Source organism: Nocardiopsis prasina DSM 43845 (assembly GCF_000341265.1).
Lineage (GTDB): Bacteria > Actinomycetota > Actinomycetes > Streptosporangiales > Streptosporangiaceae > Nocardiopsis > Nocardiopsis prasina.
The window spans coordinates 1-16,800 of sequence record NZ_ANAE01000097.1 but is presented as its reverse complement, the minus strand read 5'-3'; the positions used below and the strand labels follow the sequence as shown (position 1 = coordinate 16,800).

General features: G+C 71.7%; 13 protein-coding genes. 6 read left to right on the top strand and 7 right to left on the bottom strand.

The window, feature by feature from the left end; all coding sequences use genetic code 11:
- Positions 1-191: 191 nt before the first annotated feature.
- A complete protein-coding gene (locus D452_RS0108275) occupies positions 192-1,172 on the top strand; it encodes a MurR/RpiR family transcriptional regulator (RefSeq protein ID WP_026129087.1) in 981 nt (326 codons plus the stop codon).
- Positions 1,173-1,182: 10 nt separating this feature from the next.
- Positions 1,183-2,196, top strand: a complete 1,014-nt coding sequence (locus tag D452_RS0108270) for an N-acetylmuramic acid 6-phosphate etherase (protein WP_026129086.1) — start codon at positions 1,183-1,185, stop codon at positions 2,194-2,196.
- 130 nt (positions 2,197-2,326) lie between these two features.
- On the opposite strand, the gene D452_RS0108265 is transcribed toward D452_RS0108270, so the two are convergent.
- Positions 2,327-3,895 carry a DUF885 family protein gene (locus tag D452_RS0108265; RefSeq protein WP_017543685.1) on the bottom strand — a complete coding sequence of 523 codons (1,569 nt, stop codon included), beginning with the start codon at positions 3,893-3,895 and terminating at the stop codon, positions 2,327-2,329.
- A gap of 95 nt (positions 3,896-3,990) precedes the next feature.
- Here D452_RS0108265 and D452_RS0108260 point away from each other — a divergent pair, with 95 nt between their 5' ends.
- Positions 3,991-4,704, top strand: coding sequence for a SanA/YdcF family protein (locus D452_RS0108260; RefSeq protein ID WP_017543684.1), 714 nt, complete (start codon positions 3,991-3,993; stop codon positions 4,702-4,704).
- 63 nt (positions 4,705-4,767) lie between these two features.
- On the opposite strand, the gene D452_RS0108255 is transcribed toward D452_RS0108260, so the two are convergent.
- From D452_RS0108255 to D452_RS0108245, 3 genes are all read right to left on the bottom strand, one after another.
- Positions 4,768-6,201, bottom strand: coding sequence for a hypothetical protein (locus tag D452_RS0108255; RefSeq protein ID WP_017543683.1), 1,434 nt, complete (start codon positions 6,199-6,201; stop codon positions 4,768-4,770).
- A 57-nt stretch (positions 6,202-6,258) separates the two neighbouring features.
- On the bottom strand, positions 6,259-6,921 hold the full coding sequence (locus D452_RS0108250) for a SanA/YdcF family protein (RefSeq protein WP_017543682.1): 663 nt from the start codon (positions 6,919-6,921) through the stop codon (positions 6,259-6,261).
- 98 nt (positions 6,922-7,019) lie between these two features.
- Positions 7,020-7,655, bottom strand: a complete 636-nt coding sequence (locus tag D452_RS0108245; RefSeq protein ID WP_017543681.1) for a DUF1707 SHOCT-like domain-containing protein — start codon at positions 7,653-7,655, stop codon at positions 7,020-7,022.
- 1,028 nt (positions 7,656-8,683) lie between these two features.
- On the opposite strand from D452_RS0108245, the gene D452_RS0108240 reads away from it, so the two are divergent.
- Complete coding sequence (locus D452_RS0108240) at positions 8,684-10,516, top strand: UvrD-helicase domain-containing protein (RefSeq protein WP_017543680.1); 1,833 nt, start codon at positions 8,684-8,686, stop codon at positions 10,514-10,516.
- A 159-nt stretch (positions 10,517-10,675) separates the two neighbouring features.
- Here the strand turns inward: D452_RS0108240 and D452_RS0108235 are convergent, their stop codons facing one another.
- Together D452_RS0108235 and D452_RS0108230 are read right to left on the bottom strand one after the other, a co-directional pair.
- On the bottom strand, positions 10,676-12,112 hold the full coding sequence (locus D452_RS0108235; RefSeq protein WP_017543679.1) for a DUF6114 domain-containing protein: 1,437 nt from the start codon (positions 12,110-12,112) through the stop codon (positions 10,676-10,678).
- A gap of 3 nt (positions 12,113-12,115) precedes the next feature.
- Positions 12,116-12,751 carry a DUF6230 family protein gene (locus D452_RS0108230; protein ID WP_026129085.1) on the bottom strand — a complete coding sequence of 212 codons (636 nt, stop codon included), beginning with the start codon at positions 12,749-12,751 and terminating at the stop codon, positions 12,116-12,118.
- A 216-nt stretch (positions 12,752-12,967) separates the two neighbouring features.
- Between D452_RS0108230 and D452_RS0108225 the strand changes: the two genes are divergently transcribed.
- Positions 12,968-14,812 (top strand): GMC oxidoreductase, encoded by a 1,845-nt coding sequence (locus D452_RS0108225; protein ID WP_017543677.1) that lies wholly within the window; start codon positions 12,968-12,970, stop codon positions 14,810-14,812.
- A gap of 242 nt (positions 14,813-15,054) precedes the next feature.
- Here the strand turns inward: D452_RS0108225 and D452_RS0108220 are convergent, their stop codons facing one another.
- Positions 15,055-15,837 carry a MerR family transcriptional regulator gene (locus tag D452_RS0108220; RefSeq protein ID WP_017543676.1) on the bottom strand — a complete coding sequence of 261 codons (783 nt, stop codon included), beginning with the start codon at positions 15,835-15,837 and terminating at the stop codon, positions 15,055-15,057.
- Positions 15,838-16,011: 174 nt separating this feature from the next.
- On the opposite strand from D452_RS0108220, the gene D452_RS0108215 reads away from it, so the two are divergent.
- Positions 16,012-16,800: AurF N-oxygenase family protein (locus D452_RS0108215; RefSeq protein WP_017543675.1), on the top strand; the 789-nt coding region annotated here is incomplete at its 3' end.

The window sequence follows — 16,800 nt, the reverse complement described above, 5'->3', positions numbered from 1 at the left end:
CCCTGTGAGGCGGACACGGGTGTGTTGGGTGGGAACGTGCCGCCTCGCCTCCAAGGGTGCCGTCTGAGCTGGGATACCGCAATCAGAACGGGTGCACTTGCCGCACGGGCCGTCCCTTGAAATCCTTGAATCTCCCGGTTTTTCCCGTCAGTGCGTTGACTCTGCACCACGACCGAAAGAAACTTTCCTCCATGGCGCAAATCCCGAAGCCGTCTGGCGGCCGTGGCGACGTCCCAGCACCGCCGGTCCCCACGACGGTCCTGCGGATCAGGTCGTTGCTCCCCTCGTTGGCCCCGGCCGAGCAACGAGTGGCCCAGCGAGTCGTCGACGACCCCGAACGCGCCGCCGCGTCCTCCATCACCCAGTTGGCCAAGGACTGCGCGACCTCCGAGGCCACGGTCATCCGGTTCTGCCGCACGATCGACTTCAGCGGCTACCGCGAGCTGCGCCTGGCGCTGGCCACCGAGGCCGGGCAGGCCAGGGGCGCGCGCGGCAACACCGCCGAGCTGGCCAGTGACATCAACCCCGACGACACCCTCGTCACCGTCGTGCAGAAGATCGCCTACACCGACGCGCGCGCCGTCGAGGAGACCGGCGCCGCCATGGACGTGGAGGTGCTGCGCGCGGTCATCGACGCCATGTCGAACGCGCGCCGGATCGACGTCTACGGAGTGGGTGCGAGCGCGTTCGTCGGCGCGGACCTCCAGCAGAAGCTGCACCGGATCGGGCTGACCTCGTTCGCGTGGTCGGACGCGCACGTGATGCTGACCAGCGCCGCCCTCCTCGAGGCGAGCGACGTCGCGATCGGCATCTCGCACAGCGGAACCACCATCGACACCGTGCAGGCGTTGACCGAGGCGGGCAGGCGCGGCGCCCGAACGGTCGCGATCACCAACTTCCCCCGGTCTCCGATCGGTTTCGCCGACCACGTTCTGACCACGGCGGCGCGGGAGACCATGTTCCGTTCGGGGGCCACGGCCTCCCGGCTGGCCCAGCTGACGGTGGTGGACTGCCTGTTCGTCGGGTTGGCCCAGATCCGCTACACGGACAGCAGGTCGGCGCTGGAGACCACCTACGAGGCGGTCCGCGGTCTTCGCCTGAGTGATGACCGCAGACGACGGCGCAACGACGCGTCCGCCGCGAGGAACACCCCCGCTGGAAACGACGACTGACCCGCAGAGGGTGCGGGCCGAACAGGAGAGCGCAGTGCACGGTGGCACGGAGCAGGACCCCGGGAAATCCGGGGGATCAGACGGGCGGACACCCAACGGTGAGGCCGTGATCGTGCGGGCGCCCACCGAGGCCCGCAACTCGGGAACCTACGACATCGACCTGCTTCCCGCATTGGACGTGCTTCGGCAGATCAACGCGGAGGACACCACTGTCGCCGCCGCGGTGGCCGCGGTGCTGCCGGAGCTGGCCCGGGCCGTGGAGCTGGGTGTGGCGGCGCTGGAGCGCGGCGCGGGCATCCACTACTTCGGGGCGGGCACCTCGGGGCGGATCGCGGCGCTGGACGCCGCCGAGCTGCCGCCGACCTATGGTGTCCCCCCGGAGTGGGTGGTGGCCCACCACGCGGGCGGCGGCGAGGCCCTTGTGCGCGCCGTGGAGGGGATCGAGGACGACTGGGAGTCCGGCCGGATCGACGCCGCCGCCGTGACGCCGGGTTCCCTCGTGGTGGGTCTGGCCGCCAGCGGCCGCACCCCGTACGTGGGCGGTGCCCTGGAGGCGGCCCGTGAGAGGTCGGCCGCCACGGTGCTGATCAGCGCGAACCCGGACGCCCCCCTGGCGTCCGGTGCCGACGTGCACGTGGGGGTGTCCACCGGTGCCGAGGTGATCGCCGGTTCGACCCGGATGAAGGCGGGAACCGCGCAGAAGCTGCTCCTGAACGCCTTCTCGACCGCCGTGATGGTGCGGATCGGGCGGACCTACTCGAACCTGATGGTGGGCGTGGACGCCACCAACGGCAAGCTGCGCGGACGCGTGGTGACCATCCTGGTGGAGGCCACCGGTCTGGCCGAGGAGACGTGTGCCGAGGCCCTCTCCGAGGCCGAGGGGGACACCCGGGTGGCCCTGGTGTCGTTGCTGGCCGAGGTGGACGCCACCACGGCCGCGAGGTCCCTGGAGAAGGCTCGCGGCCGGGTGCGGACCGCCCTGGCGAACCTGGGCCTGCCCGGCCAGGAGACCCCCGGAGCCTAGGGCGCGGGCGCCCGGTGGCCCGTACGCTCCGCGCTTGCGGGAAAGGACCGAGCGTCGACGCGGGCGGTTTCACGACGGTCGACCGGGCCCGTGGGCACCGGGTGCGGTGTTCCACGGGCCGGGGCCCGCTTCAGTCGTCCAGTGCGGCGCCGATCAGGCCCAGGGGCGGCGAGCCCAGCTGGAGAAGCGCGCGGTGGAAGCGGGGCAGCGAGAACCCGCTCCCCCACTGCTCCCTGGCTCGCTCTCGCAGCGCCATGATCTCCAGCTTGCCCCAGGTGTAGCGGCCGTACGTGGGATCGAAGGTGGCCCGTCTGGCCTCGGAGAGCGCCGCGGGTCCCTGCAACGGGGTGTCCTCGGAGAAGCGCGCGGCCGCCTGCTCCACGGTCATCGTTCCGGTGTGCATGCCGATGGCCACGGAGAGCCGGGTGACACGGATGAGCGCCTCCAGCCACACACCGATCTCGTAGTGGTCGGCGGTCCAGCCGGGGTCACCGAGCCGCTCGGCCGCGTACGCGCCGAACCCCTCCTCCAGACACATCTCCTCTGCGTAGTGGGCCCAGCCCTCGGCGAAGGTCATGGAGTGCAGGGCCCGGCGGACCTGGCTCGGTGCGCGGCGCAGGGCGCGGCCGTGGGAGAAGTGGCCGGGCGCGACCTCGTGGACGCTCACGGCGGGCAGGGTGGTGTGGCTGAACTGCTCCAGCCACTCGGCGGCCTCCTGCTCCGACAGTTCCGGGTCGGGCGGGGTGACGTAGTAGAAGGACGGGTTGTCCGCCTCCCACGGGCCGGACCAGGCCATCATCGCGGTGGACCAGCGGAGCGCGGGCGGCGGCACGTCGATCCGGCACTCACCGTCGTTGAAGGGGGCCAGCTGGCGTTCCTCGGTGAAGTCGAGGCAGATCCGGGACCACGTGCGGGCGGCGTCCAGGACGCCCTCGGCGTCGGGGTGCTGGCCGGTGAGTTCCCGGCTGAACTCCATCGGGTCGCGGCCGGGGGCCAGCCGCGCGGCGGCCTCGGCGAGTCCGGCACGCAGACGGTCGCGTTCGGCGTCGGCCCGGGAGGCCAGGGAGTCGAGGTCGACCTCCATGGCCTCTCCGACGCCCATCAGGCGGCTCAGCGCCTCAGCTCCCAGCGACGCGCTCTCGGGGCCGTGTTCTGCGGCGTACTCGACGTGGGCGAGCAGGCGGGCGTGCGCGGCCAGGGCGTCGCGGCGCACGTCCTCGGGGAGGCCGTCGGGGAGTTCGGCCAGACCCCGGACCGGTCCGAGCAGGGACCGGGCGACGGGAGCGCTGAGCCGGTCCAGGGCGGCCACGGCGTTGTCGGCGAGGGTCGGCCAGAGGCGCAGGTGCTCGATCCGCGCGGCGGCGCGTTCGGCCTCGGGGGCGTACGCGCGTTCGTAGCTGGACAGGTCCATCTCGCCCACGTGGTGGAGCGGGTTGGTGCGGTGTGTCTCCAGTTCGCCCAGTTCGTAGCGGAGACCGTTCTCGAAGGCGGTCAGGTGGGCCTCATCGTACGGGTCCCCCAGGGGCTCTCCTCCGAGCCCGGCGAGGGCGGCGCGCACCCCGTCCGGGGAGAGGTCCGCGGCCCTGCCGTCGTACTCGTGCATCCCCGCGCCCTCGCGCAGGGATCCGGGCATGAGGTCGGCGATGGCCCGCAGTCTCGGAGGGAGTTCGTCGTGGGGTTCGTGCGGCTGTGGGGACATGCGCCGACTCTAGCCCGGGCGTTCGGTCCCGCACAGGCGGGTTTCCGGGGGCACGGTCCCGGAACTCCGCTCGTTCGCCGTGCGTCTCCCCTGATGTGACGACCTCCGCGACACCCAGCCCCGCCGAGAACAGCGAGCCCGACAGCGGGAGGCGGCTCCGGCGCCGCCTGGCCCTGCTGGCCGTGTCCCTGGTGCTGCTGGGGTGTGTCCCGTTCGTGTGGGTGCTGGCCTCCACCGGCGATCAGCGGCACTCCGTGAGCTCCGTGCCCGACCGACCGGTGGCCATCGTCCTGGGCGCCGGAGTCCGTCCCGACGGCCTGCCGAGCTACCTGCTGGCCCAGCGGCTGGACCTGGCGGCGGAACTCTACGAGGCCGGGAGCGTCCGCGCGGTCCTGGTGACCGGCGACAACGGGGTCGAGCACTACAACGAGACCGACACGATGCGCGACTACCTCGTGGCGGCCGGCGTCCCGGAGGACCGGGTGGTGGGCGACCACGCCGGTTTCTCCACCTGGGACTCCTGCGCCCGCGCCAGGGAGGTCTTCGGCGTGGAGGAGGCCACGGTCGTCACCCAGGAGTTCCACCTGCCTCGCGCCGTGCGCCTGTGCCGGGCGGCGGGCATCGACACGGTCGGTGTGGGCGGGGCCAGCATGGACCAGCGCGCCGTCGCCACGGTCTACGGCTGGGCCCGCGAGGTCGCGGCGGCGGTGGCGGCACTGGGCACCGTGGTCCTGCGGCCCGACCCCCGCTTCCTCGGCGACTACGAGACCGGTGTGGACGACGCCCTCGCAGTGGAGTCCACCCCCTGACAGGCGAACCCGCTCCCGGCGTCCGGGAGCGGGTTCGACGGCCGCGGCTCGGCGGGGTCGGGCTCAGCGGCCCCCGCCGAAGAGGCGGCCGAACAGGCCGGTGGGCGCCTCCTGGGGCTGCTGCTGCGGCGCGGCCTCCTGCGGCTCCTCCGCCTCGGGCTCGGGCTCCACACCGACCAGGGCGCAGTACTCCTCGGCGTTGTCGGGCAGCGCCCAGGCGCGCAGGGTCTCCGTGAACTCCTCGTCCTCCCACGCGGAGGCGGGCAGCTCCGCGATGGCCCACAGGACCTTCAGGGTCTCCTCGTCGTAGTCGGCCTGGGCGTGCTCCTCGACGGTGTACCCCTTGGAGCGCGGACCCAGGACCAGCTCGAGACCGGCGCCGGTGACCAGGGCGCGGGACTCCTCCTCGCTCTTGAGCAGCCCGGACAGGATGTCCAGGCGCAGGCGGCGGGCGCGGTCACCGGCGCGCCCCAGCGCCAGGAAGCCCAGGACCTGAGGGGAACGCTGTCCGCAGTGCGGCCACGACTCGTTGAACAGGCCCTCGTAGCCCACGGTGGTGCCGCCGCCGCGACCGACCCGGCGCAGCCCCTCCCTGGGGGTGTTCTCCCCGTGGATCAGCACCAGTGCCACCGAGGCGGCGAAGGAGTTGTACAGGTTGCCGCCGGCCATCTGGTGGGTGAGGCCGATGGTGGTGTCCACGTCCTGCGGATCCGCGACCTGACCGAGGGCGAACAGCTCGGCGGGCAGCGGCTCGCCGCTGTCCATACCCTGCGTCATGATCTCGCGCATCGACGTGGGGGCCTTGGGGGCGGAGCGCAGGTCCTTGGCGAGGAGCACCTGGGAGGCGCCCGTGATCTCGGAGGAGATCCGCTCGGCGTCGGCGGGGAGGAAGCCCAGCAGGTAGCTGACCCACTCCCCCGCGCGGTCGAGGCCGCCGCGGTTGGCACCGCCCTGGAGGAGGGTGACCAGGTCGGGGACGCGGGCCAGGACGGCGTCGTAGGTGTCCAGCTCGGCCTGGAGCAGCTCGGCGCCGTCGTCGGCCTCCATCACGGCCAGGCGGTTGCGCATCCGGTGGAAGTGCTGCTCGTCCGGAGCCTCCTCCATCCAGGCGCGGTACTGCTCGCGGACCTTCGCGGCGTCGTTGGAGACGGCCCAGGCCACCTCGTCGCGCCACTGGTCGAGGTCGCGGTGCTGGGGGAAGCGGTCCTCGGCGTGGGCGCTGACGAGTTCGAGGAGGAGGCTCAGGGGGCGCCACCGGTCGGTGGGCGGGGTCTCCTCCGCGGTCGCGATGTCGACCAGACGGTCCACGACCTTGGGGGCGGCCCGGTGGCCGGGGGCGGGGAAGTGGATGAGGTCGTGGAGGTCGGACAGGGCGCTGTCGCTGGCCGCGACCTGTTCGAGCAGCTCGGGGACGCGCTCACCGCCCTCGGGGACCAGGGCGGTCCAGTCCGTGTCCGCCGTGTTGTCGTGTGGTTCGTTTCCGGAGGTCGCGTTCATGTGCCGATTATCCCGGCTTGACGGCCGCGCGCGAATCGGCGCCCGGCGTCGTGCTTCTCACCGGCTGCCGGGGAACTCCTCGCCGGGTGTGCGGGGGGCCTGGGGGTCGGAGTCGGTGAGTTCGCCCCGGAGGGGGTCGGGGCGCAGCAGGGCGTCCTTCAGGGCCTTCCCGGCGGCGCCGACCTCCCGCGCGTAGCCGATGAGCGTGGACCGGCGGCGCGCCCCGAGGCTGGGGTCGCCCACCCCCACGGCGTCGATCCCGGCGGCGCGTGCCAGGGAGACGGTGCGCGGGAGGTGGAAGGACTGCGTGACCATGGTCGCGGCGTCCACGCCGTAGAGCCCGCGCATCCGCACGCAGGTGTCCCAGGTGCGGTAGCCGAACGGGTCGGCCGTCACCAGGTCGGCGGGGACCCCGTGGGCCACGAGGTAGTCGGTCATGGTGTCGGTCTCGCGGCGGGAGACCTCGCGGTTGTCTCCGGAGACGATGACGCGGTCGACCTTCCCGGCCTCCACCAGTCGGACGGCGAGGTCCAGGCGGCGGGCGAGCAGCGGGGAGGGTCCGTCGGACCAGGCCGCGGCGCCGAGCACCACCGCGACGGGCCGGTGCGGCACGGAGTCGACGGTGCGCCGTCGGCGCGCGCTCGCCAGGTAGGTCCAGGCGAAGGGTGCCAGTGCGAGGGCGCACAGGCCCGCCAGGCTCGCCGCGATCCAGATGCCCACAGCCCCGTGTCCTCCCGCTCTCCGCACGGCCCCTGCCGCGCGGCCACACCATCATGGCGCACGACGGGGGCGGGCGGCCCGGGTCTCGGGTTCCCGGGTCACCCGAAGATGTCGGTCCAGCCGCCTGACCTCTTGTGACGCACCTTGAGGCTGCCGCCCTGGTTCTTACCGGTGATGACGAAGTGCGGGGCGTCGTGGCGGGCGATGGAGTCGACGTCCGAACGCTGGCTGCCGAACCACGAGGTCTCGAGGTTGACCTCGGCCGTGGCGCCCTCGGGGATGATCAGGTCCCCGGAGCCCCAGGAGACGTCCAGCCAGATCTCCGTGACGGGGGCGGTCAGGCGGGCCTCACGGAAGTCGAGTTTGGCCTCGCCGAACCGCACGTTCACCTCGACCCGTTGCGGAACGGTCCACTCCTTCTTGCGCACGACGGAGTCGCCCTGGCCCGTGAGGTACAGCGTCTGACCTCCCGAGGAGGGCGGGCTGGGGACCTGGGGTGCGAGCGCGCCGGGGNCGGGGGGCGGGGGCCCGCCGAAGCCGCCGGCCCCGGCGGGCAGGTCCGCCACGATCGGCTGGATGTCGGCGTAGGTCTTGGCGGCGTAGACGGCGTCGAGGCGTTCGTCCAGCTCGTCGAGGCCCAGCCGTCCCTCGCCCGCGGCCTCGCGCAGGATCTCGGCGACCTGGTCGCGTTCGGTGTCCGAGATACGCAGGTGGTTCTTGTCGTTGGGGGCCACGTGCTCGTCCCGCTCCTTCCGCCCGGTTTGTCACCACCAACGTTAGAGCATGCGCCGGGCTCCGCGCCTCAGTGGACGGTGGTGACCGCGGCGCTCGGGGGCCTTGGTGGCCACACGTCGGGAGTCCGAATGTCACACCCGGACGGCAGGATGCTTCTCGGAGTTCGAGGTCCCGGAGTGTCGACCGGGCCGTCCTTGGAGGGAGGTGCCGCGTGGAACCGGCGAGAACACGGAGTCCCGTCGTCGAGGAGGTCGCCGCGAAGCCCGAGCCCTTCGCGGGAGTCCGGCTTTCGGCGCTGCCAGGGCTTTGGGGAGACCGGGGACGGGGTACCGCTTCTCTAGGGTGGTTGGGGTCCCCGCTCACCGGAGCGGTCGGCGGCCGCACACGCTGCGCGGACCGACGACCTCGCCCTCCGGGTGGTTGAGGACTCTGCCGGGGTAGGACGGACCCCGGCAGAGTCCTGAACCACGCGTTGTGCGCCCCGGGTCCGTACACGATCTCGCACCGCACGGCCCCCCGCACAGAGAGTGTCCGGTACCGGCCAGAGTGTGAGCCCGAAGCCGGTGACCTCTCATGTTTGACGGGTCCTTCCCATCTCTGGCCCATTCCGGTTTTCGGTCACCCTGTTCTCGCGCATCCGACCACTCCCATCCCGCCAACCCTCCCCAGGGGGAACAGCGAAGCCCGCACTCGATTCACGGGTTTCGGACCAATACACAACCCCACTTTCGGACATCACGGACCACCGAGGAACCGCAGGTCAGTCGAGACCACTTCGACGGCCACTCAGAGGTCCTGGAAACCCATCGAACTCCCTTACGTAAACACGCAACTGACCTGCACATACGAGACAAAGGAAGCTTCCCGGAAAACGGCCGTGAATCCGCCCTCAGGCGGCGTTTGCCCAAATTCCGCCGCGAGCATGTCTCAGGTGAGAGCGAAGCCCGCCGGCTTCCTCGAACGACACCATCCGCTCCGACCGTCCAGCAGAGCCACCACCAGGTCGAAGACCGGAGGAATCCACCACGTGTCCGCCCTTGCGATCGCCCCGACGTTTCTCAGCGACTTCAGCCGCCTCACGCCCGAGATCCAGCTCGACACCCTGGCCGTGATGCGCGCCTACCAGGCCGGTGACCACCCGGGAACGGAGTCCGTCCCGGGCGCCGCCGACCCCCGGGTCCGGGTCGTCAGCATCGCCCCCGACTGGTCCGGCGTCATCGTCCCCGACCCCGACGCCGGGACCGAACCGGCCGAGGACGCCAGCGCCGGCGTCGACACCGACGACACCCCCTACCGGCTGCTCACCGTGCGCCCGCGCGACGAGGCCCTGCGCTACGCCCGGAGCCTGCGCCCGCACGCCACCGCCACCCTCACCGAGGTCGGGGCCGAGGGCGTCGACCCCACTCCCGTCGGCCCGCCCGAGCTCGCCGGGGCCCTCGGCTCACCGTTCTCCCATTGGCGGATCACCCTGCACCCGGACCAGCACCGGGTCACCGAGGCGCACTTCAGGGGATCGGCGCAGGTCACCGGCGGCCCCGGGACCGGCAAGACCGTCATGGCCCTCTACCGAGCCGCGTACCTGGCCGAACTGGACGCCGCCGCCCACCCCGAGGACCAGCGCGAGTCGGTCCTGCTCACCTCCCACAACCGAGCCCTGGCCCAGTCCCTGTCCGAGCGACTCGACCAGCTGCTGCCCGATCCGGGCACACGTTCCCGGGTCAGGGTGGCCACCATCGACAGCCTGGCCCGGTCGATCGTCCAGTCGCACACCAGCGTGGCCCCGCGCATGGCGAGCCGGGACGAGCTGGCCCAGCGCTGGCGCGCGGTCGCGCTCGCCGACGGCCTCCCCTTCTCCGGGCGCTTCCTCGTGGACGAGTGGGAGCAGGTGATCCTGGCCAAGGGCCTCGAGCTGCTCCCCGACTACATCCGCTGCGAGCGCAGCGGCCGGGTCCAGCACCTGGCGCCCGAGCACCGGCGGCAGGTGTGGGAGACGGTCCGGCGCTACGTGGGCGCGATGCGCGTGGAGGGCCTGTGGTCCTTCCCGCAGCTGGCCGGCGAGGCCGCCCGTCTGGTCGGCCGCTCCGGTCCGCTGTACCGGCACGTGGTGGTCGACGAGTCCCAGGACCTGCACCCCGCGCAGTGGCGGATGCTGCGGGCCGCGGTCCCGGAGGGCCCCGACGACCTGTTCATCGTGGGCGACCCGAACCAGCGGGTGTCCGACAACCGGGTGTCGCTGGCCTCGTTGGGGATCAACGTGCGCGGCCGGGGCCACCGGCTGCGGGTCAGCTACCGGGTGACCCAGGAGATCCTGGACTGGAGCATGCCGATCCTGGGCCGACGGTCGGCCCTGGGGATGGACGACGACGCCGACACCCTGGCCGGTTACCGTTCGCTGCTGCGCGGCCCCGCCCCGGTGGTGCGCGGCTGCGAGAACCGCACCGAGGAGCTCGACGCCCTGGGTGAGTGGGTGCGGGTGTGGCTGGAGGCCGGGGTGAACCCGTCCGAGATCGCCGTGGCCGGGCGCAACCAGTGGGTCGTGCGCGGTGTGACCAAGGAACTGGAGGCCCGTGGCGTGCGGACCACCCCGTTGGAGGGAGCCGCCGACACCTCTGCGGTCCGGGTCGGCACGATGCACGGGATGAAGGGCCAGGAGTTCCGCTGTGTCGCGCTGGTCGGGGTGAGTGACCACCTGCTTCCGCCCAAGGCCGCGCTGGAGGCGGCCGACGGCGACCAGGTGGCCCTGGAGCACGCCCGCCAGCAGGAGCGCACGCTGTTGTTCGTGGCCTGTACCCGGGCCCGGGACGCCCTCTACGTGTCGCACGTGGGCCAGCCCAGCCGTCTGATCTCGGAGAACTGGTGAACCGGGGGCTGGTCGGCTGAGCCGTCGCCGCTGAGGCGCTGAGCGGGCGGGCACCCCGAGCGGGTGCCCGCCCCTTCGGGGCGCACGGGAACGGGGACGCCGCGGTCGCGGCGTCCCCGTCAGGGCGCTGCCGGCCCCCCGCGTCCCGGCCGGGGACGGCTACCCGCCGTACTGGCCGTTCAGGTCGGGGATGGTCATCGTGTCGGTGTAGGCGATCGGGTTGTCCACGTCCACGTCCGTGAGGTACATGATCGGGAGCAGGAGCGGCGGCGGGAAGTCCGGTGTGAAGGTCAGCGGGATTCCGAGCAGCCGGACGTGCATGCGGGTCACGTGCATCTCCACGTCCCCGGTCATGTTCATGGTGGGCAGCCCGAGGCTCCGGCGGGTGCCGAGGTCGTCGAACCACAGCTCACCGCCCCGGACGTCGCCACTGCTCATGGTGAGGCGGATGTAGCGCTGGGGCCCGTCCTCGGTGGGGCACTCCACGACGCCCCGGTAGCGGGCGCCGTACATGGCGAGGCTGTCGGCGGTGAGACCGGAGTCCCGGACCGAGCCCCGGAAGCAGTCGTAGTCGGAGTCGACCAGGACCTCCGGGTACTGTCCCTCGTCCTGGGCGGCCTGGCAGGCCAGGACCGCCGCGAGGAGGTCCTCCTCGTCCTCGATGAGGGCCGCCTCGCCGACGCGCAGCTCGCAGTCCTCGGCGTCGCCCTCCTCCGGGTCGGTCTCCTCTTCCTCCTCGTCGGTGCCGTCCTCGGGCTCGTCGGTCTCGGTGTCCTCGTCGGCCGGGTCCTCCGCGGGGTCGTCCTCGGGGTCGGTGCCGCCGGGCCGCTCGGTGGGCTCGTCCGAGGGTTCCTCGGACGGCTGTTCCTCGGTCTGCTCCTTGTCGTCGCCGGGGAGAAGCCAGTCCCAGGGCCAGCCGAGGGTGGGGGCGGGCGCCGAGGCGATCGTGACGGCGGCGGCGAGGGGCAGGGCGACGGCGGCCAGGTAGCGCGGGTGATCGCGCGGTTCGGCCCGGTCGACGGTTTCGGTCAGCGTGTCGTCCCCGCCGGGCCCCTCGGTGCGGTCCCGGGTGCCCGCGGTCCCGTTGTCAGTGTCGGTGTCGGTTCCCGTCCCGGTGTCCTCGGGACCGGCCTCCTCGGCCTTCCCGGTGTCGGCCCCGGTCTCCTCGGAGGCGGGCGGCCGGGCACCCCGGCGTCGGCGGGGACGGCGTCGCACCTCGGGCGACCACGCGAACACCAGGGATCCGCCGACGATGCCGAGCAGCATGCCGATCACGAACCCGCCGAAGTTGGAGGTCGGGAACGACACGAGCGCGAGCATGAGCCCGACCAGGCCGAAGAACACGTGCTGCGCGGGCTGGAGCCAGCTGAGCACGCCGAGCGAGATCAGCAGGAACGCGATGAGGGGTCCGTAGACCCCGGCGATGCCCGCGTAGATGACCAGGTCGATCGGCAGGACCAGGCTCTGCGCGGCCGGTGCGACCAGTAGCTCGACCCCGGCGGCGACAAGCAGGAAGCCGCCCCAGAACGGGCGGCTCCGTCGCCAGTCACGGAACCATCCCCACGCTGAGCGGATCGGCGTCAGTGCGTACGCCATGGCTCAGAAGCACTCGTGGTTGCCGGGCTTGATCGCCAGGTTCAGCCCGGTGAGGCGCAGCGAGCCCGAGCTCACGGCCCACGTGGTCATCTCCATCTCCGAGACGGTGATGGTGTCGGCCTGGAGACCGAATCCACCGGTGGGCCCCTGGCCGCCCTCCGCCTTGTCCAGGGTGCTGGCGTCCCGGCCGATCTCGATGGCGCTGAACTCGGCGTTGCCCTGGAGCTGTTCGATGTCGATGACGAGGTTGGTGCCCTCGACCGGGTTGCTGGCCCCGGCGTTGATGACGAGGGTGGCCTCACCGATGGGCAGGTCCCACAGGGAGGACATGCACAGGTTCTCCAGCTCGGCGCTGTTCACGGTGGACAGGCCGACGGCGCGGGCGGAGCCGTCCACCGAGTTGGCGACGTCGCCGTACTGGCTGAACCCGGTTCCGGCGAGCGAGTCCGCGGACATCTTGAAGCTGTCCCCGGAGACCGCGAAGGAGGCGGCGAGGAGGCCCTGGGTGGTCATCGCGCCGAGGACGCCGGCCGCCAGGAACCCCGGCACCGCAACGAGGGCGAACCTGCGCCAGCGCGTTCCACCACTGCCTTCGTGCTGCTGTGGCGCCTCGGGCACCTCTTCGGGGGCCTTGGGCATGTGAACCTCCAGTGATCCGCCGCCGGGGGGAGCGGCGAGGGGAGCGATACTTGCGCCGAAGCACGCCTCGTGTGTTATATGGAACACACCTTACTCGGCGGTAGTGACGAACATTACAATATCGAATGTCACATTTCTAGTTGGCGCATTCATCGTTGCGGACTCGTATCCGGCGCACTACGGGCCCCGCATCCGACCTGGAGAGAGACCCGAGACATGTCCCCTCAGCGCACGGAAGACCCCGCCGAAGCACCGCACCGCACCCAGGGCCCCTTCGACTACGACGTGGTGGTGATCGGCTCCGGTTTCGGAGGATCGGTCAGCGCCCTACGCCTCACCGAGAAGGGTTACCGCGTCGGCGTCCTGGAAGCGGGCCGACGATTCACACCCGAGACCCTGCCGTCATCATCCTGGGATGTACGGAACTTCCTCTGGGCCCCGGGAGCCGGCCTGTACGGAATCCAGCGCATCCACCTCCTGCGGGACGTGATGATCCTGGCCGGAGCGGGAGTCGGCGGCGGTTCGCTCAACTACGCGAACACGCTGTACCACCCGATGGACGCCTTCTTCGAGGACCCGCAGTGGCGCCACATCACCGACTGGAAGTCGGAGCTGGCGCCCTTCTACGACCAGGCCCGCCGCATGCTCGGCGTCCGCACCAACCCCACCGTCACCCCGTCTGACGTGCACCTCAAGGCGGTCGCCGACGAGATGGGAGTCGGTGACACCTTCCGCCTCACCCCGGTCGGCGTGTGCTTCGGCGACGGGAAGGACGGTGACGGCGCCAAGGCGGCCCCCGGCGCGTCCGTCGGCGACCCCTACTTCGGTGGTGCGGGCCCCGACCGCCGGGCCTGCACGGAGTGCGGTGAGTGCATGACCGGCTGCCGCCACGGCGCCAAGAACACCCTCACCGAGAACTACCTCCACTTCGCGGAGCGCGGCGGCGCCGAGATCCACCCGCTGACCACCGTCGAACGGCTGCGCGAGCGCCCCGAGTCCCAGGGCGGCGGCTACGCGGTGGACACCCTGCGGACCGACGCGCCCCGGCGCCGCTCCAACGCCCGCACCTTCACCGCCCGCCAGGTCGTGGTCGCGGCCGGGACCTACAACACCCAGTCCCTCCTGCACCGGATGCGCTCCGACGGACTCCTCCCCCGGCTGTCCGAGAAGCTGGGCACCCTGACCCGGACCAACTCCGAAGCGCTGGTGGGCGCCATGAGCAAGCGGGTGCCGCCGCCGGAGGACCTCACCCACGGCGTGGCGATCACCTCCTCGATCCACCCCGACGCGAACACCCACATCGAGCCCGTCCGCTACGGCAAGGGCTCCAACGCGATGGGCCTGCTCACCGCGATCCAGGTTCCGGGCGGCGGCTCCATCCCGCGCTGGCTGCGCTTCCTCGGCCTGGCCGCGCGCCACCCGACCGTGTTCCTGCGCAGTTTCTCCAACCGGCGCTGGTCCGAGCGGATCATCATCGGCCTGGTCATGCAGTCCCTCGACAACTCGCTGACCACCTCGGTCCGGCGGGGGTTGCTGGGCAGGAAGAAGCTCACCTCCCGGCAGGGCCACGGCGAGCCCAACCCGACCTGGATCCCCGCGGGCCAGGAGGTGGCCACCCGGCTGGCCGACCGGATCGACGGCCACCCGGGCGGCACGGTCGGCGACATCTTCAACATCCCGATGACCGCCCACTTCCTGGGCGGCTGTCCGATCGGCGACAGCCCCGAGACCGGGGTGATCGACCCCTACCACCGGCTCTACGGGCACCCCGGCCTGCACGTGGTGGACGGTTCCGCGGTCACCGCGAACCTGGGTGTGAACCCGTCCCTGACCATCACCGCCCAGGCCGAGCGGGCGATGTCGATGTGGCCGAACAAGGGCGAGGAGGACGCCCGTCCGGCGTCGGGCGAGGGGTACCGGAGCGTTCGTCCGGTCTTCCCGAAGGAGCCGGCGGTCCCGAGCGGCGCCTTCGCCGAACTGCGCTTCACGACCTCGCTTCCCCTGACCGTGGTCGACGGCACGACCGCCCCGGCCCCCGAAACCGCGAAGGTCAACGACTGACGGACCGGCCCCGTGCACGAACGGGCCCGGACACCTGCTCCGGTGTCCGGGCCCGTGGTCCGTGTGGAGGGGGATAGTGGGGTCCGGGAGGGTGGGGTCCGGGAGGGTGGGGGCCCGGTGCGCACGAGGTGCGGGAGGACGCTGGGGTGGGGGTGGGGGCCTCGGCTGTCGGGGCGACGGGGGTCCGGGGTCCGAGGGGGCCGGAGAGCGGGTCCGGCGGGAGTGGGTCGGCCCTGTGCCGGTCAGGGGCCGTGGGGACCGTCGGTGTCCTGGGTCGCCTGGTCCTCGCTCCGGAGGTGCTCCATGGCGACGGCGAAGTGGTCGCCCATGACGTTGGTGAGGTGGTGGGCCATCTCCTGGGCCAGGACCGCGTCCACCGCCTGCTGTGCGAGGGGGCGCACCTGGCGGATGAGCTCGGCGATCTTCGCGACGTCCTCGCTCTGGATCACGGTGCCCGGGGCGTGCTCAGCGAGGATGTGGTCGGAGACCTGGCGGACCATGTGTTCGGAGACGTCACCGATCCTGTCCCGCAGGTTCTCCGCGATGTCCAGCACCGCCCCCACGCTCATCCCCAGCTTGACCAGCTCGACGCCGGCGTGCAGCAGGCGCGGGCTCGGGACCCGGAAGCGCAGACCGTCGCGCTCCAGCACACCGAGGTCGAGGGCGCGCTTTATGGTCTTGGGCGTCACCCCCTTGCCGAACAGGTCCTTGAGGTCGCCCATGCCGATGTAGTCGGCGATCTCGTCGCTCCAGGCGTCACCGACGGCGGACTCGAAGCCGAGGATCTCGGACAGGTCGCCGCCGCGCTCCCACACCTGGAACATCTCACCGATGTTGGCGAAGGTGTAACCGCGGCGGAGGAGCTGGCCGATCAGCCGCAGACGCGCGAGGTGCGCCTCGGAGTAGATGCCCACGCGGCCCTGGCGCCGGGGCGGGGCGAGGAGACCTCGGTCCTGGTACACCCGGACGTTGCGCACCGTCGTGTCGGCGAGCCGGGCGAGTTCGTCAATACGGTATTCGGCCATGGAACCCAGCCTAGAGACCCTGGAGTGCCGTACTCATCAGTAAATCCGCTCCCCGGCGCCGTTGAACGATGACAACGGAGATTGTAACGTTCTAGGTGATCGGAGTGAACGGGGTCACACCACTCGAACCGCCCGTTCGGCGCGCCTCCGGCACGGAACCCCTTGGAGGGACCCATGTCCGTGGGAAACGCGCCGACACCGAGACTCACCGACCGCGAGGACATCGCCAAGCGCCTCCTGCGCGGCTCCGCCAAGGCCTCCTTCGACCCCCTCGTGGAGATCGACTGGGCGGCTCCCCTGGAGGACCTGTGGGGGATGCGCCCCGAGCGGGTCTCCCTCTACGGCACCCACCTGTGGGACCGCCTCAGCGAGGACGAGCGCCGGGAGCTCTCCCGACTGGAGATGGCCAGCACCATGGCCACGGGCATCTGGTTCGAGACGATCCTCATGCAGATGCTGGTCCGGCACGCCTACCACAACGACCCCACGAGCCTCCACGTCCAGTACGCCTACACCGAGATCGCCGACGAGTGCCGCCACACGGTCATGTTCGCGAAGGCCATCGAGAGACTGGGGTCCCACGCGTACCGACTGGACCCGGTCGCGCACGTGCTGGGCAACCTCTTCAAGGCGATCGCGCACGGGCCGCTGATCTTCGCCGGTGCGCTCTTCGTGGAGGAGATCCTCGACCAGCTCCAGCGGGAGATGATCGACGACGAGAGGATCGAGCCGGTCGTGCGCGCCACCTCCCGCATCCACGTGATCGAGGAGGCACGCCACATCCGCTACGCCCGCGAGGAGTTCCACCGCGACTGGGTGCGGCGCGGCCCCGTGGACCGGGCCTACTCTCGGCTCGTACTGGGTCTGGTCTCCTACTACGCGACCACCCGGCTGATCCACGCGAGGGTCTACGAGCGCATCGGCCTCGACCCTCGGGAGGCGCGGCGGGGGGGCCCCCCCCAC